This is a genomic window from Streptomyces sp. NPDC024698, assembly GCF_055559015.1.
Genome location: NZ_JBVHLK010000013.1, coordinates 76624 through 102933, shown reverse-complemented (window position 1 = coordinate 102933; position 26310 = coordinate 76624). Strand labels below are relative to the sequence as shown.

Below are 26310 nucleotides of genomic sequence, written 5' to 3'. Positions count from 1 at the left end.
CCCTCGGACGAGGGACGGGACATGTGGCCCGCCTCGGGGCGGGCCGGGTGTCACTTCAGGACCGGAGGCGCCGCGGAGGCCGCCGTTCCCCACTCGGACGGCTCAGGGCCGACGGTGAAGCGGAGCGACCGGATGCCCTTCAGGGTGCCGGTCGTCAGGTACGTACGGCCGTACGGCGCACCGTCGAGACGGGCCGACTGGACGTACCGGTCGGTGTCCGAGGTGCCCGGCGCCGTGACCGTCAGGGCGCCGCGCGGGTAGTAGCGCCGGTCGAGGGTGAGGTCGACCCGCTCGAAGACGGGCGTGGACAGGCCCCAGGTGTCGTAGCCGGGCTGGACCGGGAAGATCCCGATGGACGACAGGACGTTCCAGGCGGACATCGTGCCGAGGTCGTCGTTGCCGGTCATGCCGGTCGGCGCGTCGGTGAACAGGGTCAGCGCCGCGTGCACGACGTCGGTGGTCTTCCACGGCTGTCCCGTGGACAGGTAGGTGTACGGGGCGATGAGGTCGGGCTCGTTCTGCGGGTTGTACTTGTCCGCGTTGTAGTAGGCGTACGGGCCGTTGACCCAGACGTCGCGGGCGGTCTTCGCCGGGTCCTTCAGCAACTGCCCGTAGGCGAAGAACGAGTCGAGCCGGTCGTTCGCGGCCTGCTTGCCGCCGATCATGCCGATCATGCCCGGCAGATCCTGCGGCACGAGCCACTGGTACTGCCAGGCCGTGCCCTCGTGGAAGCCGACGCTCTGGGCCGGGTCGACGGGGCCGGTGAAGGCCCCGGCGCCGTCCCGGGCGCGGAAGAAGCCGGTCGAGGGGTCGTGGATCGCGCGGTAGTTCTGGGACCGCGCCAGATAGCGTGCCGCGTCCTGGTCGTGGCCGAGCTCCCGTGCCATCTCGCCGAGCACGGCGTCCGACAGGGCGTACTCCAGGGTCACGGAGGCGCCGTGGTCGTAGTCCGAGTCACCGGACTTCGTGTGCGGGCGGCCCTGGAGGTAGGGGGCGAACCCGTTCGCGTTGTACTCCCGGGCGGCCTCGCGGCCCACCGCGGGCGAGTCGGCGGGCGGCACGCCGTCCGCGTTCTTCTTCAGCGCGCGGTACGCCCGCTCCTCGTACCCCTTGAGCAGACCCTGCTGGAAGGCGTTGGTGAGGAAGGGGGTGACCGGATCGCCGGTCATGATGTTCGTCTCGACCGTGCCGTAGCCCCACTTGGGCAGCCAGCCGCTCTCCTCGTCGATCTTGAGTACGGAGATCGCCATGTCGCGCGCCTCACGCGGGGCGAGCAGGGCGAGCAGCTGCGACTGGGTGCGGTAGGTGTCCCACAGCGACCAGTTCTGGTAGTACGTGAATCCCTTGGCCCGGTGGATCCGCTGGTCCCAGCCGGTGTAGCGGCCGTCGGCGTCACTGCCGATGTTGGGCGCGAGGAAGGATCGGTAGAGCGAGGAGTAGAAGGTGCGGCGCAGGGCGTCGGTGCCGCCCTGCGCGCGGACGTCGCCGAGCCGGTCCTCCCAGGCGCCGCGGGCGGCCTCACGGACCTCGTCGAAGGAACGGCCGCCCTCGGAACGGAGGTTGACGGCCGCGCCGCGGGCGTCCACGTACGAGAGCGCGGTGGTCGCCTCGACCGTGCGGTCCTCGGTGGTGTCGAAGCGCACGAAGGCCCCGGTGCGCCCGGTGGTGCCGGCTGTCTTCGTGGCGCCGGTGACGGTGTCGCCGTTCCAGGTGCCCGCGGTGGTGAAGGGCCGGTCGAAGCGGGTGATCGTGTACACCGTGTAGGGCTTGGTGGAGCGGCAGAAGCCGCTGCCGGTGATCTCCGTGCGGACGGTCCGGTCGTCCAGGACCTCGACCTTCGTCGAGACCGTCTTGTGCAGCGACTGGCCGGCGTTCAGCAGCACGTTGGCCTTGTCGGTGGCCGGGAAGGTGTAACGCTGCACCCCGGTACGGGCGGTGGCCGTCAGCTCGGCCTCGATCCCGCTCCTGAGGTCCGCCCGGTAGTAACCGGGGTGGGCCTCCTCGGTGTCGTGGCCGAACTCCTCCGCGTACTGCGCGTCGTCCGTACGGGTGATGTCTCCCGTCGTGGGCAGGACGGGCAGATCACCGCCGAGGCCGCAGCCGACGCCCGAGAGATGGACGAGGGAGAAGCCGCGGACGTGGTTCTGGGAGTGGTCGTAACCGGTGTTGTGCCCGGTGTCCGGCGAGAACTGGACCATGCCGAAGGGCACGGCGGCGCCGGGATAGGTGTTGCCCTCGTTCTGGGTGCCGATGAACGGGTTGACCAGATCGGTGAGTTGGCCGTCGCGCGGCTCGGCGGCCTGTGCGGTGGGCAGGGTGAACAGCGCGGACGCTGTCACCAGCCCCGCCGTGCACAGACGCAGGCGCCGGGTCCATCTCATGCGGGAGCCTCCGGTGGGTGATCGACATCGTTGTCCTCATGCATGGTCGGGGCGGGGGACCGGCTTTCCGGGCAACCGGAAGGGATCGCGCGGGACGCGTCGCGTCCGGGCACGGCAGGTTGGGGACCGCCCCGGGGGATGACATCGTTGTCAGAACTCAACGACGAGGTCGTCCCTGGGCACCGGCAGGACAACACGCGATCCGGACCTCTGTCCAGGGACATGACAAACGCGGGCGGACAACGGCCTGGAGTCGCCGTCCTTCATGGCCGAGAGCCCCCTGGACCTCCGTCCGCCGTCCGCCCGCCGGGCCCGTCAGGGCACGCGCTGGCCCTTGCCCAGGCCGATCACGCCGCCCTTGGAGACGGTGTAGAGGTCGGAGTCGCGCTCCGGATTGACGCCGATCGTCGCGCCCGGCGGGACCTCGACGTTCTTGTCGAGCACTGCCCCGCGCACCACCGCGCCCCGCCCGATCTTGACGTTGTCGTGCAGGATCGAGCCCTGGACCACCGCTCCGGGATCGACGACCACGCCGGGCGACAGCACCGACCGGGTCACCTGTCCGCGGATCAGGCACCCCGCGCTGATGATGGACTCGCTCGCGATGCCCCCGGCGTTGAAGCGCGCCGGCGAGAGCTGTCCCGAGCTGGTGTAGACGGGCCAGCTGCGGTTGAACAGGTTGAACGCGGGACGTTCGGCGATCAGGTCCATGTGCGCGTCGTAGTAGGCGTCGAGCGTGCCCACGTCGCGCCAGTAGCCCTGGTCCCGCGTGGTCTCGCCCGGCACGTGGTTGTCGCTGAAGTCGTACAGCTGCGCCTCGCCCCGCTCCGTGAGCGCGGGCAGGATCGAACCACCCATGTCGTGGACGGAGTTGTCGTCCTCGGCGTCCCGGTGCAGCGCCTCGATCAGCGCCTTGGTGGTGAAGATGTAGTTGCCCATCGAGGCGAAGACGCACTCGGGGTCGTCCGCGAGCCCCGGCGGGTCGGCGGGCTTCTCCGAGAAGCCCCGCACGCTCTGGCCGTCGGAGCCGGGGCTGATGACCCCGAAGGAGGACGACTCGGCGCGCGGCACCCGTATGCCGGCCACCGTCACCCCCGCCCCGCTCTCGATGTGCTGGGCGAGCATCTGCCGGGGGTCCATCCGGTAGACGTGGTCGGCGCCGAACACCGCTACGTACTCCGGCTGTTCGTCGTGAATGAGGTTCAGCGACTGGAGGATCGCGTCCGCGCTGCCGAGATACCAGCGGGGCCCGAGCCGCTGCTGGGCCGGCACCGGGGTCACGTAGTTGCCGAGCAGGCTCGACATCCGCCAGGTGGTGGTGATGTGCCGGTCCAGCGAGTGCGACTTGTACTGCGTGAGCACGCAGATGCGCAGGATGTCCGCGTTGACGAGATTGGAGAGGACGAAGTCCACCAGGCGGTACGTGCCGCCGAAGGTCACCGCCGGTTTCGCCCGGTCCGCGGTGAGCGGCATCAGCCGTTTCCCCTCGCCTCCCGCCAGTACGATTCCCAGCACCGAAGGTCCACCGCGCCCACCACGCCGCATGCTGCCGCCCCTTCCACGCCCCTCGGGCCGCGCCCGGCCGCCCGGACCCGCCCCGCGTTCCGAAGTTCATCTGCCCGTAGCCGGCGCCCCGGAGTCGGCCGCCCGAAGTCCGCCGGTCCGAAGTTCACCTGCCCGAACGGTTACCCCGCTTTGAGGACTTCCTCGTACAGCCGGACCGTCCTTCGGGCCACCGCGTCCCAGCCGAACTCGCCCACCGCGCGCCGCCGTCCGGCCTCGCCCATGCGCCGCGCCGTCGCGGGGTCGGCGAGCACGGAGTCCAGTGCCGTCGCGAGTTCCCGCTCGAAGTCGTCGCCGAGCGGCACGAGAAGGCCCGTCTGACCGTGCTCGACCACCTCGGGAATGCCGCCGACCCGCGAGGCCACCACCGCCGTACCGCAGGCCATCGCCTCAAGGTTCACGATGCCGAGCGGCTCGTACACGGAGGGACAGACGAACACGGCCGCGTGCGTGAGGAGTTGGATGACATCGGGCCGGGGCAGCATCTGCGGGATCCAGTGCACTCCGTCCCGTACGGCGCTCAACTCCTGGTACAGCTCCCGGAATTCACGGTCGATCTCCGGGGTGTCGGGGGCGCCCGCGCACAGCACCACCTGCGCGGCCGGGTCGATGTCCCGCACGGCACGCAGGAGATGGGGCACGCCCTTCTGCCGGGTGATGCGGCCGACGAACAGGATGTACGGACGCCCGGTGTCCAGGCCGATCCGCTCCAGGACGTCGGTGCCGTGATCGGGCTGGTAGAGCGAGGTGTCGATGCCGTTGTGCACGACGCGCACCCTGGCCGGGTCCAGGTCCGGGTAGCAGCCGAGGATGTCCTCGCGCATGGCGCCGGAGACGGCGATCACGGCGTCGGCTGCCTCGATGGCGGTGCGCTCGGCCCAGCTGGAGAGCGCGTAGCCGCCGCCCAGTTGCTCGGCCTTCCAAGGGCGCAGCGGTTCGAGGGAGTGGGCGGTCATCACATGCGGGATGCGGTGCAGGAGCTTGCCGAAGTGTCCCGCGAGGTTGGCGTACCAGGTGTGGGAGTGGACGAGTTCGCGGCCTTCGAGCGCGGCGGCGATCGACAGGTCCACGGAGAAGGTGCGCAGGGCGTCGTTGGCTCCGTCGAGGGCGGGCCAGGGCCGGTGACGCACGACCCCGCCGGAGGCGCCCTCGCCCCAGCAGTGCACGTCGAGTTCGGTCAGGTCCCTCAACTCCCGGGCGAGGAACTCGACATGGACGCCCGCGCCGCCGTAGACATCCGGCGGATACTCCCGGGTCAGCAGTCCCACGCGCACACAGAACCCCCGTCCTAACGGCTGGTTCCCCTCATGGTCACTCAGTTGAAGCCGATACGGAAGACCGCGACGAGCGCGCCCGCGCCGGGTCCGGCAAGGCGGGTGACTCGGGTCCGGCTGGGCGGGTGACTCGGATCCGGTCGGGCGGGTGCGTCCGGTCCGGTGAGGCGGGTGCCTCGGGTCCGGTGGAGCCGCCGTGGCAGGACCCGCCATGTCAGGACCTGCCGGGTGCGGGACGCGGTGGCCGCTCGAAGCAGCAGTCGCCGCAGACCCCGCCGCCGGGTACCCGGTAGTAGAGACAGCAGCTGCGGCGGCGCAGCGTCCCGGGGTCGAGGGTGCCGGACAGATCGGGGTGCGCGAAGAGCCGGCCGGCCAGCGCCCTGGCCCGCTCCCCCACGTCCGGGCGCCGGTGGGCCAGCGCCCAGCGGTCCAGCTGGCGGACGGTCCCGGCCAGGGCCGAGCCCGCGTTGCCCCACAGCAGGGCCGGCGAGACACGGTGGCGTGCGCGCAGGGCCGCACTCAGCGGTACGAGCAGTCCGGCGCGTACGACCGCGTCGAGATCGGCCACGGGCCGGAAGCGGACCTCGCGGAGCCGGAGGTCGTCGGGAGCTCCGGCGTCCGGGTCCCAGAGGAGCAGCTCCGGATCGAGGTCGGGCAGTCGGCCGCAGAGCGCGGCGGAGCCGAGGGCGATGGACCAGAAGCGGGCCGCGAGCCCCTGCTGCGCCACCGAGGCCGCGACCCGCGATTCCGGCGCGCGGATACTCCGCGCGACCTTGCGGACGCGAAAAGTTACCGGATCTCCGTAAACCTCCGAAAGGGGCGCGGACGCCGGGTCCGCGCAGGCGTTCGCGAGGGTCGGCAGGGGGCCACGCGGCGGTACGCCGGTGCGTAGTACGAAGAAGCCGCCGAGCGCTTCGAACGCCTTGAGTTCGGGGTCGAGGTCCACGAGGAGCAGTAGTACCAAGCCCCCTAGGGGTGACCACCAGTGGATCGGGCCGTGGTGTCGCCCACCCTGGGGAGGACAAGGGGCGATTCGTACTCCATCGGCAGTAGGACCCAATGACTGCTCAGGGACGACGACGAGAACTAAATCGCACGGCATCGTTGTTTGCATGGAAGCCGACCGTTCGTCGCGCCGGGCCGCCGCTCCGCGCCGTACGCAGAGGAGGGACTCATGAGTGCCCTCGCTTTGTCCGTGGTGCTCTCGTTCGTCTCCGCCGTGGCGTACGCGGGCGGCGCGATCATCCAGGAGCGGGTCGCGGTGACCTCTCCCGGCCAGACCTACGCTCCGCTGCGCAGGCCGGGCTGGTGGGCGGCCGTCGCCCTGACCGGTCTCGGCGGTCTGCTGCACGTGGTCGCCCTGGCCTTCGGCCCGCTCAGTCTCGTACAGCCGCTCGGCGCGCTGACGATCGTCTTCGCGCTGCCGATGGCGGCCCTCTTCGTCGGCCGCAGGGCCGGAGCCGCCGCCTGGCGCGGCGCGATCATGGCCACGGTGGGTCTTGCCGGACTGCTGTCCCTGGTCGGCGCCTCCGACGCGCAGTCCCTGAGCAACGCCCAGCGTCTGGCGCTGGGCCTGGTGTCGGGCGGCGCGGTCGCGGCCCTGATGGTGGCGGGACGCACGGCGCACCGGCACCCCGCGGTCCGCAGCGTGCTGCTGGCGATCGCGGCGGGCATCGCGTTCAGCATGTCCTCCGTGTTCACCAAGACCGTCGCCGTCGACTGGTCGCAACACGTCTCGCTCGCCGATCTGTCGAGCCTCGCGGCCATAGCCGCCTTCGCGACGGCCGGCATGCTGATCTCGCAGGCCTCCTACCGCGGTGCCGGACTGGAGGCCCCGCTGGCGACCCTGACGGTCGTGAACCCCGTCGTGGCGGCCGCCGTCGGCATCACGATGTTCGGCGAGACCTTCCGTCACGGCACCACGGGGACCGTGCTCGCCCTGGCCTGCGGCGTGGTCGCCGCGGGCGGTCTGATCCTGCTCACCACCGAGCGGATCGCCACCGAGCGAGCCGACAGCGAGCGAGCCGGCAGCGAGACGGTCGGCGGCCAGCGGGTCGGCAGCGGCGACCGAGCCGTGGCCGCCGACCCGGAACCCGCGGCCGACCCGGCCATGGCCGCCGTGGCCCAGGCGGACGCCGGAAGGCCGGCCGGTGAAGGAGACCTGCCCGCCGGCCCCGCTTCCGTGGCCCGCACGGCCCCGTCCGGACCGCGCCTCCACGAGCCGGCCCTGGCAGGGCCGCCCCTTTCGGAGCCCACCGCCCCGGCCGTCGCCGATCTCGGGGCGCTCACGGGCACCGAGACCTCCGTGTCGGACCTGCTGGCGGGGCTGCCCAGGCCGGCCGAGGGCGCGGACGGCTTCGTACCGGCTCCGCAGCCCGCGGTCGCGGGTGTGTTCGTCGTCGCGGCCGTGCCCCAGGCCGCCGCGGCGCCGACGGAGTCCCTCGCCGTCCAGGACCCGGCGGACGGGGAGGACGAGCTGCCCCACCTGACGGTCATGTTCGGCGTGCCCTACGTGCCGACGCCGTTCGTCGACCACCGTCGCACCCGAGTCAGATCCTGACGCCCCCGGCCCGGAGGTACGCCACCGGGTCGACGTCGGATCCGAAGCCGGGCCCGGTCCGCACCTCGAAGTGCAGATGCGGGCCCGTGCTGTTGCCCGTGGACCCCGAGCGGCCTATGCGCTGCCCGGCCACCACGCTCTGCCCGTCCTTCACGGCGATCGCGGAGAGGTGGCCGTACTGCGTGTAGCGGCCGTCGGCGTGCCGGATCACCACCTGGTAGCCGAACGATCCGCCCCAGCCCGCGCTGACCACATGACCGGCGGCGACCGCCGCGACGGAGGTCCCCGTGGGCACGGGGAAGTCCACCCCCGTGTGGTAGCCCTTCGACCAGTGGGAGCCCATCGCGTGGTACGGCGTGCCGGTCGCCGCGTGCACCGGGGCCACGAGTTCGTGGGTCCCGGACCCGACCCGGGTCGTCGTGTGCGAGGACGGCTTCGAGGCCGGGGCCTTCTTCGGCGGTGTCTTCTTCGCCGGCGTCCGGGTGTGCGGCTTCGCCGGGGTGTGCCGGGTGGGCGCGGTCCCGCCGCCCAGGGCGAGCCGCTGGCCCGGCAGGATCAGGTCCGGGTCGGAGCCGACGGTCGTGCGGTTCTCGGCGTACAGCCCCTGCCAGCCGCCCTGGACATGCCGGGAGTCGGCGATCCCGGAGAGCGTGTCGCCGCGTACGACGGTGTACATCTCGGCGGTCCCGGCCCGCGACTGCGGTGTGGTCTGCGGCTTCACGTCCCGCACCGACCGCTGACTCGCGGTCCGCTGCTCGTGCCCCGCCGGGCTGATGTCGGAGGCCGCGCCCCCTCGGGTCAGTCCGCCGCGGACCGAGCACACCGGCCACGCGCCGGGTCCCTGGCCCTTCAGCACCTTCTCGGCCACGGCTATCTGCTGGTCCTTCGTGGCCAGGTCCGCGCGCCCGGCGTAGGCCTTGCCGCCGTACGCCTCCCAGGTGGACCGGGTGAACTGGAGTCCGCCGTAATAGCCGTTGCCGGTGTTGATGCTCCAGTTGCCGCTCGACTCGCAGGCGGCGACCTTGTTCCAGGTCGCGACGTCGGCCGCGTGGGCGACTCCGGCCCCCACGAGCGGGAGCGCGATCCCGGCTCCGCCCGCCGTGACGGTGAGCGAGGCGCGGTTGATCCTGTTCGGCTGATACCGGCGGTGCCGGCCGCGTACGGCCATGAGGGAGCCCCCCTAGACATGCGTCAGGAGCGGCAAAAGTAAGCGTTGGGAACAGGCCGGGACAAGGCGGCAACCGGTCGCTCCGAAAAGGCGGTCGGCCGACTTTCGGACCGCCGCGGGAACGGGCGTCCGCGGCACGGCGGGCTAGAGCGCCGCACGGCGGACGGGGTGCGCCGCCGACCGCTCCGCAACCCGCCGACGTCGGGTTCCCGTGGTCGTCGACGGGCGTCGGGTCCATCCGGCCGGCCCGGCCGCGGGGAGGACGCGACCGTGTCCCGGCTCCCGGAGGCGCCGGAAGCCGGCGGCCGGCCCCGGGCGCTCTGTCCGAAATCCGCCCTCGCGGCACCGGGACGTCCCCCTGCGCGGACAACCGGGACACGTCAGGATGGCCTGGGGCACCACTGGCGAGCAGCACGACCGACGGCACCGGTACCGGCCCTCCCGTGTCCGCCAACGGACTTACCGCACTTCTTAGGAGCCAACCCGATGAGCACTTCAGCCCAGATCGGCGTCACCGGTCTCGCGGTCATGGGGCGCAATCTCGCCCGCAACTTCGCCCGCAACGGGTACGCGGTCGCCGTGCACAACCGCACCGTGGCCAAGACGAACGCGCTGGTGGAGGAGTTCGGCCACGAGGGCACGTTCGTGGCGGCCGAGACGGCGAAGGAGTTCGTGGCGGCGCTCGAACGGCCCCGGCGTCTGGTGATCATGGTGAAGGCGGGCGAGCCGACCGACGCGGTGATCCAGGAGTTCGCCCCGCTCCTGGAGCCCGGCGACATGATCATCGACGGTGGCAACGCGCACTTCGCGGACACCCGGCGCCGTGAGCGCGCGCTCCGCGAGCAGGGCATCCACTTCGTCGGCACGGGCGTGTCCGGCGGCGAGGAGGGCGCGCTGAACGGGCCGAGCATCATGCCGGGCGGCTCGGTGGAGTCGTACGCCTCGCTCGGTCCGATGCTGGAGAAGATCTCCGCGAAGGCGGCGGACGGGGCGCCGTGTGTCACGCACGTGGGTCCCGACGGCGCCGGGCACTTCGTGAAGATGGTCCACAACGGCATCGAGTACGCCGACATGCAGCTCATCGGAGAGGCCTATCAGCTGCTCCGTGATGTCGCCGGGTACTCCCCCGCGCAGATCGCGGACATCTTCCGCACCTGGAACACCGGCCGTCTCGACTCGTATCTGATCGAGATCACCGCCGAGGTGCTCTCGCACGTCGACGCGGCGACGGGCAAGCCGTTCGTGGACGTGGTCCAGGACCGGGCCGAACAGAAGGGCACCGGCCGCTGGACCGTGCAGATCGCGCTGGACCTGGGTGTGCCGGTGTCCGGTATCGCCGAGGCGGTCTTCGCCCGCTCGCTGTCGGGACACGCGGACCTGCGCGCCGCCTCGCGCGACCTCGCCGGCCCGACGGCCCGCAAGCTCGACGAGTCCGAGGCCGCCGCCTTCGCGGACCGGGTCGAGCAGGCGCTGTACGCGTCGAAGATCGTCTCGTACACGCAGGGATTCCACGAGATCACCGCGGGCAGCGACGAGTACGACTGGAACATCGACCTCGGTTCGGTCGCCTCGATCTGGCGCGGCGGCTGCATCATCCGGGCGGCCTTCCTGGACCGTATCCGCGCCGCCTATGACGCCCGGCCGGACCTGCCGAGCCTGCTGTCCGACGCGACGTTCGCCCAGGAGATCGCGGCGGCCCAGGACAGCTGGCGCGAGGTCGTGGTCGCCGCGACCCTCCAGGGCGTACCGACCCCCGGCTTCTCGGCGGCCCTCGCCTACTACGACGCCCTGCGCGCGGAGCGCCTGCCGGCCGCGCTCACCCAGGGGCAGCGGGACTTCTTCGGGGCCCACACCTACCGCCGTACGGACCGCGAGGGATCGTTCCACACGCTGTGGGGCGGTGACCGGTCGGAGGTCGGGGCGTAGCGGCCGTCCGCGGGGCCGTCACCGGACGGCCAGGACACACCGGCTTCGACGTGGGCGGGGTGCGTGCGGGATGGATGCGGGTGCGGGTGCGGTGAGGCTAGCTGCGCTGGGCTGCGAACAGTTCCAGGTGCGCGCAGTTGGGGCAGCGGAAGGCCTCGATCTGCCGGCGCGCCCGTCCCATCAGCCGGGCGCCGCCGAGCGGGCCAAGCTGGAGCACGCCCTCGACCCATCGTGAGAACCCGCGAGCGCCCTGCCCGGAGTCCTCGACGAAGCCCGGTTCAAGCCCCACGACACCGCACTGAGTGCACCGTATGTTGTTCACCCGCGGAGTGTAGGGAACGGCCTCCAGCTTCCCTGCCGGGGCCCGGCCGGTCCGGTGACCGGTGCCGGCCGGGCCTTCGTCCGTCAGGTCAGCGGCTCCGGCCGGGGCTGGGGTTCCGGGACCGGGCCGGGGCCCGGCGGCTTCGGGATCGGGGACGGGGACGGTACGGGTTCAGGACCGGGTACGGGATCGGGCCCGCCCGGGTTCGGCGCCGGGGGCGGACCCGGCTTGGGTCCCGGTGACGGGTCGGGGCCGCCGGGGTTCGGCACCGGGTCGGGGAAGGGCGACGGCCCCGGGGGTTCGGGGCTCGGTCCGGGGGTGGGTCCCGGCGGCACGGGGTCGGGATACGGCTGTGTCATGGCGTCCTCCAGCCAGTCGGTACGTCGGCCCTCTGGACTTTCCTCCCGCGTACCCAGCGCCCGAGCCCCCACTCACCCCGTCGCGCGGGGACGCCGCCCGTACGGCCCAGCCCGGGGCGACCCCACCGGACCGGAGGGCGCCGTGCCCGGCCCGGAAGGCCGGTCGACCCGCTTGGACCGCCTCTCGGTGACAGCCGACGGCAGCTCGGCCGGGCGTCAGCGCTCCTCGGCGTCAGCCTTGCCCTGCCCGGCGCGCGCCGCGTGAGCCGTGCGCGCCCCGTCCGCCTCCCGGGCCACGTCCGTCTCCCGGGCCACGTCCGCCGCGGCGGCGAGGCCGGGGCGGGGGCTGGACAGCACCGGTACCGCGGTCGTGGTGAGCCTTTCGGCGGGGGTCATGGACGCCTGGGCGAGGACGATCACATCGGCGTCGGCGACCGCGTCGGCGGCAGCGGCGACCGCGCGGGCGCAGCCGTCCGTGTCGCCCGCCTCGAACAAGGACCAGGCGTTGTCGACCAGGACGGTACGGACCTCCACGGGACGCCCGGCCCGGCGGGCCTCCTCCTCGACCAGGGCGACGGTGGGTTCCAGCGTGCTCGCGACCGTCGCGAGGACCATGACCCGGGCGCCCGTGGCCACCGCGGCGGCGGCCATCGGCCGGTCCACGCGGAGCACGGGCACCCCGGCGTCGGTGCGCTCGGCGACCGCGCCTATGGTCGAGCACGTGCACAGGACGGCCCGGGCGCCGTCGGCCACGGCGCCCGCCAGCAGCTCACGGACCTCGTCGGCCACCGCTTGGGGCCCTTCGCGCCGGGCCCGCGCGAGCAGTTCCTCGTCGACCAGGTGCCGCAGCTCAAGGCCGGGGCGATCGGCGTCGCGCAGCGCGTCGAAGACGGGGACGTGCACCGGTGAGGTGTGCAGCAGGGCGAGCGGTCCGGACCGGGGCGGGAGCGACGCCGGCGCGGAGGGCGCGCCCTGGGTCATCAGAACCGTCCCGGATGCGCCTTGAGCCACTCGATCGCGGCGCTGAGCAGTTCCGGTGCGGCCGCCGGAGCCTCCTCGGGGTGCCGCTCCGCCCACCGCACGACGTACGGGCAGAGCGGTGCCACGACGATGTCCTCGCCCGCGGCGATGCCGTACAGCCTGCGGGCCAGGGAGCCGGCGATGCCCTTGCCCTCGTGCTCCGGTTCAACGATGGTGTGCACCGGGACGAGGGCTCGCGCGGGCTCCTCCAGGACGAAGTACTCGATGTGTCCGACCACTTGGCCGTCGGCGAGGGCTTCGAGGCGGCCGGCCGGCCGGTCGTCGCGGATCTCGATGTCACTCACGGGCACTCCTCGGGTCCTGAGGTCCTGGGGTCCTGCGATACCGGCGCTCAGACGCTGACGGGCACGGCCTGCGGGCTGCGCTCCTGGTCCGAGTCCGGCACCGGCTCGGACGGGTCGGCGCCGAGCGAGACGATCCGGTTGTCACGGTCCACGTGCACGACCCTCGGGCGCAGAGCGCGCGCCTCGGCGTCGGCGACCTGAGCGTAACTGATGATGATCACCAGGTCACCGGGGTGCACGAGATGCGCCGCGGCTCCGTTGATCCCGACGACACCCGATCCGCGCTCACCCTCGATGACGTACGTCTCCAGGCGGGAGCCATTGGTGATGTCGACGATGTGGACGAGCTCACCGGGCAGCAGATCGGCGGCGTCGAGCAGATCGGCGTCGATGGTGACGGATCCGACGTAGTGCAGGTCGGCCTGGGTGACCGTGGCACGGTGGATCTTGGACTTGAACATGGTGCGCAGCATGAGGCAACTCCGGGATCTCGGCTCCCTGCCCGCGTCAATGCAGGTCAAGGGCATTTTTCACCTTACAACGACAGACTTCGCACCGGCCTCCCGCTGTCGCTCGGGCACCGACGCAGGCGGAACCAGGCTACGGAACGGTGCTCCGGAACACACTGAGAGCCCTGTCACGTGAGCGCCTCCCGGCGCAGGCGCGGAGGACCCGGCCCGCCGCCCCCGAAACCCCGCAAGCGCCTTTCCCGGTCATTTCAAGATCGATACATGGAATTCTCCCGCGCCCGCCACCCGAAGGGAAATCGTGCCCCGATGCGGACATGCCGCACCAGAGAAAGTTACGCATTCACCTATCAGCGTTTCGATGATGTGTGAGGGGAGTGAACGAGACGCCATCATCAAGGAATTGATCAAAATCTCAGCACCTCGCCCGATGGTCACGATTGACCGAATCAATGCGCTTGTACACCGCCCCACTGGTTCAACATTGACCAGCCAGTAACAACAGGGCTACCTTGCAACGCGTTTCGAGCAGGCTTTATATAGCGGTGTTCCCCGAGTTGTCGCAGGCCCCGCTGGAATCCGACGCGCCGCCATCGTTGTCGTACCGCATCCCCCACCATGCAGTCTCAGCTTGATTCGGAGAATCATGACGTCTGCTGTGCGTTCCGAGGACATGATCATCGGCATCACCCCGTTCGGCGAACCCGACGCCCGCCTCGCCGCGGCCGTGTGCCGGGCCGGCGGGTTCGGCGTTCTCGATCTGGGCGACGGGGACCGAAGATCCCGAGACGCGCTGGAACTCGTGCACCGCCTGGCACCGGGCCCGTTCGGGGTGCGGATCGGCTCCCGCTGCCGGCTGGAGCCCGCCGACCTCGCGCCGGGGACCGGTGCCGCCGGCCATCCGGACACGGTGGTCCTCGCGGTCGACGCACCCTGGCGGGCCGACGACCTGACCGCCGATCACCGTGTGCTGGTGGAGGTCACGGACCTCGACGGGGCGCGGGCCGCGGTGCTCGCCGGGGCGCACGGGCTGATCGCCCGCGGCAGCGAATGCGGCGGCAGGATCGGGGAGTTGAGCACCTTCGTCCTGCTCCAGCGGCTGCTCGCCGCGCCCGACCTGGCGCTCCCGGTCTGGGCCTGTGGTGGAATCGGCCCCCGGACGGCCGCCGCCGCGCTGGCCGGCGGGGCCGTCGGAGTGGTGCTCGACACCCAGCTGGCGCTGCTGGCCGAATCCTCCCTGCCCGAGGCGGCCGCGGCGCAACTGCGGCCCCTGGACGGTTCGGAGACGACGGTGCTGGCGGGTCACCGGGTGCTGCTGCGGCGGGGCCCGGACGCGCCGCGCATCGCCGGGACCGACCCGGAGACGGTGGCGGCGGCGCTGGGCGCGCAGGATCCGCGGACCCAGGTGCTGCCGGTGGGTCAGGACGGCTTTCTCGCCGCCCGGTTCGCGCGGCGCTGGGGAAGCGCGCGTCGGACGATGCTCGCTCTGACGGACGCGGTGCGCGACGTCGTACGCGACGACACGGCCACCGGAGCACTGGGCGCGGACTCCCCGATGAGCCGGGCGCTCGGTACCGGGTTGCCGGTCGCGCAGGGTCCGATGACCCGGGTCAGCGACCGCGCCGAGTTCGCGGCGGCGGTCGCCGAGGACGGCGCGCTGCCCTTTCTCGCGCTGGCGCTGGCGGACGGGGAGCGCACCCGGGCGATGCTGACCGAGACCCGGGCCGCCATGGCCGGGCGGCCCTGGGGCGTCGGCGTGCTCGGCTTCGCGCCCGAGGAGGTGCGCGCCGCCCAGCTGGAGGCGGTACGGGAGCTGCGGCCGACGCACGCCGTCATCGCGGGCGGGCGGCCCTCCCAGGCGCGGGTGCTGGAGCGGGACGGGATCCGCACCTTCCTGCACGTACCCTCGCCCGGGTTGCTGCGGCAGTTCCTGGAAGCCGGGGCCCGCCGGTTCGTGTTCGAGGGTTCCGAGTGCGGCGGGCACGTCGGTCCGCGCGGCAGTTTTCCGCTCTGGGAGGCTCAACTCGCGGTCCTGGAGGACTTCCTGGACGAAGGGGACGGTCGGGGCGGCCCGGGCGGCCGTAAGGGTGCGGGCCATGGGTACGGCGGGAACACGGCTCAGGCCCTGGAGGTGTTCTTCGCCGGCGGAATCCACGACGAGCGCTCGGCGGCGATGGTCGCCGCGCTCGCGGCCCCGCTGACCTCGCGCGGGGCCGCCGTCGGGGTCCTCATGGGCACCGCGTACCTGTTCACCGAGGAGGTCGTCGCGCGCGGCGCGATCCAGCCGCTCTTCCAGCGCCAGGTGCGGGCCGCCGAGCGGACCACGCTCCTGGAGACCGCGCCCGGCCACGCCACCCGCTGCCTGCCGAGCTCGTTCACCGAGGGGTACCGCGAGCACGAGGGCCGGCTGCGGTCGGCGGGCGTGGCCGACCGGCGGATCTGGGAGGAGCTGGAGCAGCTCAACATCGGGCGGCTGCGCCTCGCGAGCAAGGGCATGGAACGGGACGGCGGAGGCGCGCTCAGGTCGGTCGGCGAGGCACGGCAGCTCACCGACGGCATGTTCATGGCCGGGGAGGTGGCCGTGCTGCGCTCGGCGACCACCACCGTCGCGGCGCTGCACGCGTCGGTGACCTCCGGGGCCGCCGACTTTCTCACGCGGCGGGCGGCGGGGCTGCGCGACCGGCTGGGTGAGCGGCCGGGCGGGTCCGGGGCCCGGGAGCCGGTGGCGCCCCCGCCGTTGGACATCGCGGTCGTCGGGATGGCCTGCATGTTCCCGCAGGCGCCCGACCTCCCCACCTTCTGGGCGAACGTCGTCGGCGGCCGGGACGCGGTCGGCGAGGTCCCGCCCGAGCGCTGGGACCCGGCCGTGCACTACGGGCGGGGCGACGCCGGGGCCGCTTCCTCAAGCGGTGCGGCTTCCTTAGGCGGTGCGGCTTCCTTGAGCGGTGTCGCCCCGTCCAGCGATGCCGCTCCCTCCAGTGACGCCGTTCCCTCCAGCGACGCCGTTCCCTCCAAGTGGGGCGGTTTCCTGCCCCGTATCCCGTTCGACCCGCTGCGCTACGGCATCCCGCCGGCGTCGCTCGGCAGCATCGAGCCGGTCCAGTTGCTGTCCTTGGAGGCCGCCCGGCGCGCCTTGGACGACGCCGGATACGGCGACGGGGGAAGGGAGTTCGACCGTTCCCGTACCTCGGTGGTGTTCGGCGCGGAGGCGGGCAGCGACCTGTCCAACGCGGCCACGCTGCGCGCCGTGCTCCCGTCGTACCACGGGCGTGTCCCCGAGGGTCTCGACGGCCAGTTGCCCCGGCTGACCGAGGACTCCTTCCCCGGCATGCTCGCCAACGTGATCTCCGGCCGCATCGCCAACCGGCTGGACCTCGGCGGCGCCAACTTCACCGTCGACGCCGCCTGCGCCTCCTCGCTGGCCGCGGTGGACGTCGCGTGCAAGGAACTCGTCGGCGGCACCAGCGACGTGGTGCTGTGCGGCGGCGCCGACCTGCACAACGGCATCAACGACTACGTCCTGTTCTCCTCGGTGCACGCGCTCTCCCCCACCGGGCGCTCCCGCTCCTTCGACGGCTCGGCGGACGGCATCGCGCTCGGCGAGGGCGTCGCCTGCGTCGTCCTGAAGCGGCTCGCGGACGCCGAGCGGGACGGAGACCGGATCTACGGCGTGATCAAGGGCCTCGGCAGCTCGAGCGACGGCCGCTCACTGGGCCTGACCGCGCCCCGCCCCGAGGGGCAGCGCTCGGCGCTGGAGCGGGCGTACCGCAACGCGAGGGTGTCACCGGCCCAGGTCGGACTCGTCGAGGCGCACGGAACCGGGACCGTGGTCGGCGACCGCACCGAACTGACCGTCCTGGGTGAGGTGTTCGGCAAGGCAGGTGCCGAGAAGGGGAGTTGTGCGCTCGGCTCGGTCAAGTCGCAGATCGGACACACCAAGTGCGCCGCCGGACTGGCCGGGCTGATCAAGGCGACCCTGGCGCTGTACACCGGCGTCCGGCCGCCCACCCTGCACCTGGAGCGGCCCAACGCCGCCTGGGACGCGGAGAGCAGCCCGTTCGCCTTCCACACCCGGGCCCGGCCCTGGGCGGCTCCGGCCCCACAACGGCACGCCGGTGTCAGCGCGTTCGGCTTCGGCGGCACCAACTTCCATGTGGTTCTCGGCGCGTACGCGGACGGCCCGGCACCGACGCAGGCGCTGGACGCATGGCCCGCCGAACTGTTCGTGTTCCGGGGCCGGGACACGGCGGCGGCACACCGGGCCGTCGAGGAGCTGCTCGGGGCCGCCGAGGCCGACGGCCGACCGTGGCGGCTGCGCGACCTGGCGCTGAGCGCGGCCCGCCGGGCCGACGCCTGTCCGGATCCGGCGCGGGTGGCGGTCGTGGCCGCGGACGTGGAGGAACTGACCGGGCGGCTGCGGCGGGCGCTGGCCGGGGAGCACGATCCCGCGCACGGCGTCCATCTGATGCCGCGACGCGACGGGCGGTCGTCACCTGCCGCGGGACCTGACCAGGACCAGGCCGTGGGCACGGGACCCGACCAAGGCCCGGTCGAAGGCGCGGGACCCGACCAAGGCCCGGTCGAAGGCGCGGGACCCGACCAAGGCCCGGTCGAAGGCGCGGGACCCGACCAGGACCAGGCCGGGGGCAAGGTGGCCTTTCTCTTTCCCGGTCAGGGCAGCCAGCGCCCCGGAATGCTCGGCGACCTGTTCGTCGCCTTCCCCGAGCTGCGCCACTACCTCGAACTCGGCGCCGACCACGCCGGCCGGCTGTACCCGCCCGCCGCCTTCGACGACACCGCACGCGACCGCCAGCGGGCGGCCCTCACCGACACCCGGATCGCACAGCCCGCGCTCGGCATCACCGGACTCGCCGCCCACGCCCTGCTCACGACGGCCGGGGTACGGCCCGACATGGCCGCCGGGCACAGCTACGGCGAACTGGTCGCCCTGAGCGCGGCGGGCGCCCTGAGCCCCGAGACGCTGCTCGCGCTCAGCTCCGAACGGGCGGCGGCCATCCTCGCGGCCGCCGGGGCGGACCGCGGAGCGGACCCGGGGACCATGGCCGCGGTCACGGCAGGCGCCGCGGAGGTCGCCGGGGCCCTTCGGACCGTGGAGGCCCCCGCCACCGTGGTCGTCGCCAACCGCAACGCGCCCCGCCAGACGGTGATATCAGGCCCGGCCGACGACGTCACGGAGGCCGTGCGTCTGCTGCGCGAGGCCGGGTACGAGGCCCGGCGCATCCCCGTGGCCTGCGCCTTCCACAGCCCTCTCGTCGCCGGTGCGGGCGCCCGGTTCGCCGAGGCGCTCGCGGCCCGTACGGTACGCGCGCCGGAGTTCCCGGTGTGGGCCAACCGCACCGCGACGCCGTACGCCGCCGACCCGGACGCGGTACGGGCCGAACTCGTCGCGCAGATCGGCGCCCCGGTCGGGTTCGTCGAGCAGATCGAGGCGATGTACGAGGCGGGCGCGCGGGTCTTCGTCGAGGCCGGGCCCGGATCCGTGCTGACCGGACTGGTCGGCCAGATCCTCGGCGACCGGCCGCACCGGACGGTCGCCTGCGAGCCGCGCCCGGACAGCGGCCTGCGCGGCTGGCTGGACGCCCTGGCCCGACTGGCCGTCGCCGGGCTGCCGGTGCGCACCGGCTGGCTCTTGCGAGGCCGCGACGCGGTCGACGCGGTGCGCACGCCGGTACCGAAGCGGCCCGGCTGGACGGTCGACGGACAGTTGGTCCGCACCGCCGCCGGAGACCTCCTTCCCGGTGCGCTCGCACCGGCCCGACGAGTCGTGGAGAGCACTGTGCCGACAAACCCCTCGCACGCGAACCCCTCGCACGCGCTCCCGTCGCACACGGTCCCGTCCGACCGGGACGTCCGCCACGGCGTGCACGACATGCACGACGGCAACGGCGGCAACGGCGGCAACGGCGGCAACGGCGGCAACGGCGCGTACTACCAGGACCGCCAGGACGCCCAGGACGCGCTGATCTCCGAATTCCTGCGCACCAGCCGCGAGATGGTCGCCGCCCAGCGTGACGTGCTGATGACCTACCTCGGAGCGATGGCCGGCGAACGGACGGCCGCGCCGCCCGCGCCCGTCCCCCCGTCGGCACCGCGGTACACGACGGCGGCCGTGCCGCAGGTGGAGCCGCCGATGCCCCCACCGCCCCGGGCCACCGGGGCGTCGGCCGACGAGGCACCCGCGCCCGCCACCGGGCCGGCATCGGTTCAGGACGTCGACGTCCAGCAGATGGTCCTGGAGATCATCAGCGACCGGACCGGCTATCCCCTCGACATGATCGAGCCCGATCTCGACCTGGAGGCCGACCTCAGCATCGGCTCCATCAAGCGGGCCGAGATAGCCGGCGAACTGGCCCGGCGCCTCGGCGCCGGGGACGGCTCGGACCTCACCGGTCTCGACGACGCCGATCTGGAGGATCTGGCGAAGGCACGGACGGCCGCCGCGGTGACCGACTGGCTGACCGCGCGGCTCTCCGGCCCCGCCGAGCCGACCACGCCTCCCGCGGAGGACGCCGAGACGCTCCCGGCATCCGACACGGCCGAGGCTTCCGCGGCCACCGAATCGGCTGATGCGTTCGAGGCGTCGGAGGCGTCCGGGACGGCCGAGAGCGTGCGAGCGGCGAACAGCGACGCGGGGAACGGCGACGCGGGGATCAGCGAAGCGGTGAACGGCGACCCGGGGAACGCTACTTCGGTGAGCGGCGAGGCGCCCAAGCGGTACCTGCTGCGGTCGGTCCCCCTCGGGCAGGAGGCGGGCGCCGCTGATCCGGCGGCCGTACTGTCCGGGACGCGGTGGGCCGTGCTCGGCGACGCCCCCGAGATCGGCGCCCGCCTCGCCTCGTACGGCGCCGACGTCGTCGTACGCGACCGGGAGCATCTGCTCACCGAGGACGACGGCCGGGTGGACGGGGTGCTGTACCTCGTCACGGGCGGGGCGCCGGTGCTGCCGGACGCGTTCCCCGTCCTGAAGGCCGCGCTCGCCCTGGAACCGCGCCGGCTGCTGGCCCTGCGGGCCGTGGGCGGGGACGCGCAGGACACGGCGGCCGCGGGGCTGCGCGGCTTCTTCCGCACCGTGGCGCACGAGTACCCGTCGACGGTCGCGCGGACGGTGGAGGTGGTGACCACGTCGGCCGTCCCGGACATACTGACCGTCTCGGACACACTGACCGTCGCGGACGGGCTGCTGCTCGCGGACGCGCTGGTCGAGGAGCTGTGCTCGTCCGACCTCACCCCGGTCGTCCTGCGCGGGCCGGAGGGCCGGTTCGGCCTGGAGCTCGTCGAGTCGCCGCTCGGGATCCTGGGTGGCACCGGCGCGGGCCCGGCAGGTGCCGGTGCGGCCGAGGCCGCCGCGCTCGGCCTGGACCGGGACGCGGTGGTCCTGCTGGCCGGAGGTGCACGCGGCATCACCGCGCAGTGCGCCGCGGCCATCGCCGCCGCCGGACGGTGCCGGCTCGAACTGCTCGGCAGGACACCCGCGCCGGACGGCCCGGAGGACCCCGACACGGCAGCCGCCCGCACCCCGGCCGCACTGCGCGCGGCGCTCGCCGCCCGCGGCGGGACGAGACCCGCGGCGATCAACCAGGCCGCCGAACTCCTCCTCGCCCAGCGGGAGATCACCACGACGCTGTCGGAACTCCGGGCGCTCGGAAGCGAAGTCCGCTACCGCTGCGTCGACTTCCGGGAACCGGAGGCGGTGCTCCAGGCCGTGAAGGCCATCCACGCCGAGCACGGCCGCCTCGACGGTGTCGTCTACGCGGCCGGGGTCATCGAGGACCGGATCATCGCCGAGAAGACCCCCGAGTCCTTCCAGCGGGTCTACGGCACGAAGGCGACCGGCGCCGGTGCCCTGCTCGCCGCGCTGGAGGACCTGCCCGAGGGACCCGCGTTCAGTGTGCTGTTCGGCAGCATCTCCGGTGTCCTGGGCAACCGGGGTCAGGCGGACTACGCGGCGGCCAACGACGCTCTCCAGAGCCTCGGTTCGGCCTGGGCCGCCCGCACCGGACACCGGGCACTGACCGTGCACTGGGGGCCCTGGGCGCCCGCCGCCCGGCACGGCGGCATGGTCGGGCCGGAGCTGGCCCGCGCCTACGGCCGTCGGGGCATCGGCCTGATCGACCCCGAGGAAGGCACCGCGGCCCTGCTGCGTGAACTCGCCTGGGGCGACCCGTCGGCCACCGCCGTCGTCTACACCGCCTCGGGCTGGTGACGGGTTCGGTGACGGACCCCTCGGCGGGTTCGGTGACGAGTGCGGGTGCGGGTGCGGGTGCGGAGGGAGAGCCGGGGACGCGGCGGCAGGTTCCGGTCGCCATCGTCGGCATGGCGGTGCTGATGCCGGGGGCCCGGGATCTGGAGGCGTACTGGCTCAATCTGCGGGACGGCGTGGACGCGATCGGCGAGGTGCCGCCGGGGCGTTGGGACGCCGGGTACTACCGCCCCGGCACCGCGTCCGCACCGGCCGTCGCCGACCAGGTGTACTGCCGCAGGGGCGGGTTCGTGGACGCGCTGGCCGAGGTGGAGGTCACCCGGTTCGGGATCATGCCGAACTCGGTGGCCGGCACCGAGCCCGACCAGCTGATCGCACTGCACGTGGCCGCCGCGGCCCTCGCGGACGCGGGCGGCCCCGACCGGCTTCCCGACCGGCGGCGCGTCGGTGTCGTGCTCGGCCGGGGCGGCTATCTCACCCCTGGCCTGGTCCGGCTCGACCAGCGGGTGCGCACGGCCCGACAACTGGTGCGCACCCTGGGTGAGTTGTTGCCGGAGTTGACTGAACATCAACTCGACCGCGTACGCACGGCGTTCACCGAGCGGCTCGGCCCCGACAGTCCCGAGGCGGCGATCGGCCTGGTGCCCAACCTGGCCGCCTCCCGGGTGGCCAACCGGCTCGACCTGCGCGGCCCCGCCTACACCGTGGACGCCGCCTGCGCCTCGTCGCTCGTCGCGGTCGACCAGGCGGTGGGTGAACTCTCCTCGGAGCGCTGCGATCTGATGCTCGCCGGAGGTGTCCACCACTGCCACGACATCACCCTGTGGAGCGTCTTCTCCCAACTGCGCGCCCTCTCCCCCAGCGAGCGCATCCGCCCCTTCCACCGGGACGCCGACGGCCTCCTCGTCGGCGAGGGCACCGGGGTCGTCGTACTGAAGCGACTGGCCGACGCCCGGCGCGACGGCGACCGGATCTACGCGGTGATCCGGGGCACCGGGGTGGCGAGCGACGGCCGGGCCGCCGGTCTGGTCAGCCCCGATCCCGGCGGCCAGGCGAATGCCGTGCGGCAGGCCTGGCTCGCCGCCGGACTCGACCCGGCCGCGCCCGGCTCGGTCGGCCTGCTGGAGGCGCACGGCACCGCGACCCCGGCCGGTGACGCGGCCGAACTGGCCACGCTCGGAACGGTGTTCGGTCCGGCCGGAGAATCCGACGGGGACCGCGCGGTGATCGGCTCGGTGAAGTCGATGATCGGGCACACCATGCCCGCCGCCGGGGTGGCCGGACTGGTCAAGGCCGCCCTCGCGGTGCACCACGCGACGCTGCTGCCGACCCTGCACTGCGACGACCCCCATCCGGCGCTGGCCGCGACCCGCTTCCGTACGCTGGAGAAGGCCGTCCCCTGGGAGATCTCACCCGACCACCCGGTGCGCCGGGCCGCCGTGAACGCCTTCGGTTTCGGCGGGATCAACGCCCACGTGGTGCTGGAGGAGGCACCGGCGTCCGGCCCGACGGCGCCCGCCCCGGCAACCGGGCGCCTGGCCTTGCGGGTCGCCGAGCCCGAGCGGGTCCTGCTGCTCGCCGCGGACGCTCCGGAATCACTCGCCGCCCTCCTGGACACCGACGACACCTCGGTACGCGCCGCCGGGCTCGACCCCGCGCTTCCCCATCCGGCCGCGGGCCGGGCCCGGCTCGGCATCGTCGACCCGACGGCGAAACGGCTGGCCCTGGCCCGCCGGGCGGTCGGCCGCGGGCGCGCCTGGCACGGCCGGGGCGACGTCTGGTTCCGGCCCGGCCCGCTGCTCGGTCCGGGGCACGGCAAGCTCGCCTTCGTCTTCCCGGGGCTGGAGAGCGAGTTCTCCGCGCACGTCGACGACGTGGCCGCGCACTTCGGACTGCCCCGGGCGGCGCCCGGGGGCGACCCCGTCGGCGACGTGGGCCGGCACGGCCTCGGCGTGGTGGCCGTCGGACGTCTCCTCGACGCTGCGCTGCGTCGCCTCGGTGTCGTGCCGGACGCGGTCGCCGGGCACAGCGTCGGCGAGTGGACCGCGATGACGGTGGCCGGGCTGTACTCCGGGGACGAGGTCGACGCCTTCATGGCGGGCTTCGATCCGGACACGGTGACGGTGCCGGGTCTCGCGTTCGGCGCCGTCGGCGCTCCCGCACAGCGTGTACTGGCCGCCCTGGAAGGGGAGTTCACGGGAGCCGGTCTGGTGCTCTCCCACGACAACGCGCCCGGCCAGTCGATGGTGTGCGGCCCGGACGGCGCGGTCGAGGACTTCGTCCGGTCGTTCCGGGCCCGCGGTGTGCTCGGCCAGGTGCTGCCGTTCCGGTCCGGCTTCCACACACCGATGCTGGCGCCCTACCTCGGGCCCATCAGGGAGGCGGCTCAGCGGTTCCGGCTGCATCCGGCGACCGTCCCGGTGTGGTCGGGCACGACCGCGGCACCGTTCCCCGAACGGGAGTCGGAGGTACGCGACTTGTTCGTACGGCACCTGCTGGAACCCGTGCGCTTCCGGCAGTTGACCGAGTCCCTGTACGCGGCGGGGCACCGGGCCTTCGTCCAGGTGGGCCCCGGGCAGCTCGGGTCGCTCGTGGGCGACACCCTCGGCGACCGCGACCATCTGACCGTCGCCGCCAACTCCCCCCACCGCAGCGGCCTCGCCCAGTTGCGCCGGGTGGCGGCCGCGCTGTGGACGGCGGGAGCGGCCGTCGCCCCCGGCCTGCCCACCGGGCCCCGTACGGACACCACTTCAGGAACCGGATCCGGAGCGGCCGACGGAGGCGCCGGAGCGGGGTCCGGGGCCGCCGACGGCGGCGCGCTGTCGGCGCGGCCTCCCGTGCGTCTCGACCTGGACGGCGCGCTGATCTCCCTCGACGGCCCGGAACTGGCGCAGCTGCGAGCCGAGTTGGGGGCTGCCGTCTCCGCTCCGTACGCGGCGGGTTCCCTGCGTGGGCTCACCGACCGGTTCCCCGGCGCCGCCGAACTGGACGCCCTGCTGCGGGACACCGCGGACACGGCGGCAGCGCTCATCACCGCACGGCCCGCCGGCCGACCGGCGGCCACGCCCCCTCCCCCGAGCCCCGTCCCCGGCCCTGTCCCCACGCCCGCCCCCGCCTCCAGACCCGTCGCCGGGACGCGGACGGCGAGGGGCGACGCGGCGACGGGCGCCCAAGGACATACCTCGGTCGTCCGCGTCTCGCCGGAGACCATGCCGTACCTGCTCGACCACTGCTTCTTCCCCCAGCGGGCCGGCTGGCCGGACGTGGCCGACCGCTGGCCGGTCGTCCCGGCGACCACGATCGTGCACCACCTGATGGACGCGGCCCGGCGGGCGGCGCCGGACAAGGTGCCGGTCGCGGTGCACGGCGCCCGGTTCGAGGAGTGGCTGACGGCCACGCCCGCCGTCGACGTACAGGTCACCGCGGAGCCCGTGGCACCGGATCGCCTGGCCGTCTCCTTCGGTCCCCGGGCCCGCGCCACCGTCGAACTCGCCACCGGCTACCAGGCCCCGCCGCCCGCCCGCTGGCGGACCGACCCCGCGAGCGAACGCACGCCCCTCCACACGGCGGCGCAACTGTACGGCGAGCGCTGGATGTTCCACGGCCCGGCGTTCCAGGGAGTCACCGAGCTCAACGCGCTCGGCGAGCGGCACATCCGCGGGATCATCACCGCCCCGGCGGCGCCCGGCGCCCTGCTGGACAACGTCGGCCAGATCCTCGGCTACTGGATCATGGCGACCCGGTCCGAGCGGACGGTCGTCTTCCCCGTCGGGATGCGGGAGATGCGCTTCTACGGCCCGCACCCCGCCCCGGGGACGAAGGTGGCGTGTCTGGTGCGGATCACCTCGCTCACCGACACCGTGCTGGAGGCCGACGTACAGCTATCGGTGGCGGGCGCGGTCTGGGCGGAGTTGCGCGGCTGGCACGACCGCCGCTTCGACAACGACCCGCACACCGGGCCGATGGAGCGCTTCCCCGAACGCAACACTCTGTCCGAGGCCCGTCCGGGCGGCTGGTTACTGGTGCACGAACGGTGGCCGGATCTGGCCTCGCGCGAGCTGATCATGCGCAACTCGCTGGGCGGACGGGAGCGTTCGGAGTACGCCGGGCACGCGCCACGCGGCCGACGGCAGTGGTTGCTGGGCCGGATCGCGGTCAAGGACGCCGTACGGCGATGGCTGTGGGACCACGGCGAGGGCCCGGTGTTCCCCGCCGAACTGCGGGTCCGCAACGACGACATGGGCCGCCCGTACGTCATCGGGGTGCACGGCCGGGAACTGCCCCCGCTGGACATCTCCCTCGCCCACCGCGCCGAGGCCGGCGTGGCGATCGTACGACCGCACACGCCGGGTCCGGGTCCTGGCATCGACATCGAGGAGGTCACGTCCCGCGACCCGCAGGCGATGGCGACGGTGCTCGGCGCGGAGGAACTGCTGCTGCTGCGCACGCTGTGCGCGACCGGCACCGGCACCGGCACCGGCACCGGCACCGAGGAACTGTGGTTCACCCGGTTCTGGGCCGCCAAGGAGGCGGTCGCCAAGGCGGAGGGCACCGGATTCGGCGGCCGGCCGCGCGCCTTCGCCGTGCTGGAGGCGGCACCGGCCGGGGACGAACTGATCGTCTCGGGACGCCTGGAACGCGCCTACGCCGTGCGGTGCGCGCCCGCCGCGAACCCGCCCGGACTGACCGAACGGGCCTATGTCGTCGCCTGGACCACAGGACCGATCGGACCGTTCTGACCGAC

Annotated in this window: 13 protein-coding genes; 4 read left to right on the top strand and 9 right to left on the bottom strand. The window is 73.4% G+C overall.

The window, feature by feature from the left end:
• Window positions 1–50: 50 nt before the first annotated feature.
• From ACZ4AA_RS25980 to ACZ4AA_RS25965, 4 genes are all read right to left on the bottom strand, one after another.
• On the bottom strand, window positions 51–2381 hold the full coding sequence (locus ACZ4AA_RS25980; protein WP_467607509.1) for a GH92 family glycosyl hydrolase: 2331 nt from the start codon (window positions 2379–2381) through the stop codon (window positions 51–53).
• A gap of 315 nt (window positions 2382–2696) precedes the next feature.
• A complete protein-coding gene (gene glgC / locus ACZ4AA_RS25975) occupies window positions 2697–3926 on the bottom strand; it encodes a glucose-1-phosphate adenylyltransferase (protein WP_467607506.1) in 1230 nt (409 codons plus the stop codon).
• 140 nt (window positions 3927–4066) lie between these two features.
• Window positions 4067–5218, bottom strand: coding sequence for a glycogen synthase (gene glgA / locus ACZ4AA_RS25970; RefSeq protein ID WP_467607503.1), 1152 nt, complete (start codon window positions 5216–5218; stop codon window positions 4067–4069).
• Window positions 5219–5432: 214 nt separating this feature from the next.
• Window positions 5433–6182 carry a (2Fe-2S)-binding protein gene (locus tag ACZ4AA_RS25965; protein WP_467607500.1) on the bottom strand — a complete coding sequence of 250 codons (750 nt, stop codon included), beginning with the start codon at window positions 6180–6182 and terminating at the stop codon, window positions 5433–5435.
• Window positions 6183–6392: 210 nt separating this feature from the next.
• On the opposite strand from ACZ4AA_RS25965, the gene ACZ4AA_RS25960 reads away from it, so the two are divergent.
• Window positions 6393–7778 carry a DMT family transporter gene (locus ACZ4AA_RS25960; RefSeq protein WP_467607496.1) on the top strand — a complete coding sequence of 462 codons (1386 nt, stop codon included), beginning with the start codon at window positions 6393–6395 and terminating at the stop codon, window positions 7776–7778.
• Here the strand turns inward: ACZ4AA_RS25960 and ACZ4AA_RS25955 are convergent.
• The gene (locus ACZ4AA_RS25955; protein WP_467607491.1) at window positions 7768–8946 is read right to left on the bottom strand and encodes a transglycosylase family protein; all 1179 of its coding nucleotides are present in this window, start codon (window positions 8944–8946) and stop codon (window positions 7768–7770) included. The two genes, ACZ4AA_RS25960 and ACZ4AA_RS25955, sit on opposite strands and share 11 nt — an antisense overlap.
• 486 nt (window positions 8947–9432) lie before the next feature.
• Here ACZ4AA_RS25955 and gndA point away from each other — a divergent pair, with 486 nt between their 5' ends.
• Complete coding sequence (gene gndA / locus ACZ4AA_RS25950) at window positions 9433–10872, top strand: NADP-dependent phosphogluconate dehydrogenase (RefSeq protein ID WP_467607488.1); 1440 nt, start codon at window positions 9433–9435, stop codon at window positions 10870–10872.
• A gap of 97 nt (window positions 10873–10969) precedes the next feature.
• Here gndA and ACZ4AA_RS25945 read toward each other — a convergent pair whose 3' ends face one another.
• From ACZ4AA_RS25945 to panD, 4 genes are all read right to left on the bottom strand, one after another.
• Window positions 10970–11194, bottom strand: a complete 225-nt coding sequence (locus ACZ4AA_RS25945; RefSeq protein ID WP_467607485.1) for a hypothetical protein — start codon at window positions 11192–11194, stop codon at window positions 10970–10972.
• A 575-nt stretch (window positions 11195–11769) separates the two neighbouring features.
• Entirely contained in the window at window positions 11770–12534 is a 765-nt protein-coding gene (locus ACZ4AA_RS25940; RefSeq protein ID WP_467607482.1) for an aspartate/glutamate racemase family protein, read from the bottom strand.
• Window positions 12534–12878 (bottom strand): GNAT family N-acetyltransferase, encoded by a 345-nt coding sequence (locus ACZ4AA_RS25935; RefSeq protein WP_467607478.1) that lies wholly within the window; start codon window positions 12876–12878, stop codon window positions 12534–12536. Before ACZ4AA_RS25935 ends, ACZ4AA_RS25940 begins: the two co-directional genes overlap by 1 nt.
• Window positions 12879–12925: 47 nt before the next feature.
• On the bottom strand, window positions 12926–13351 hold the full coding sequence (gene panD, locus ACZ4AA_RS25930) for an aspartate 1-decarboxylase (protein ID WP_467607473.1): 426 nt from the start codon (window positions 13349–13351) through the stop codon (window positions 12926–12928).
• Between the two features lie 640 nt (window positions 13352–13991).
• Between panD and ACZ4AA_RS25925 the strand changes: the two genes are divergently transcribed.
• Together ACZ4AA_RS25925 and ACZ4AA_RS25920 are read left to right on the top strand one after the other, a co-directional pair.
• Window positions 13992–21569, top strand: coding sequence for an SDR family oxidoreductase (locus ACZ4AA_RS25925; protein WP_467607469.1), 7578 nt, complete (start codon window positions 13992–13994; stop codon window positions 21567–21569).
• A gap of 110 nt (window positions 21570–21679) precedes the next feature.
• Window positions 21680–26305 (top strand): beta-ketoacyl synthase N-terminal-like domain-containing protein, encoded by a 4626-nt coding sequence (locus tag ACZ4AA_RS25920; protein WP_467607777.1) that lies wholly within the window; start codon window positions 21680–21682, stop codon window positions 26303–26305.
• The last annotated feature ends 5 nt before the right edge of the window (window positions 26306–26310 follow it).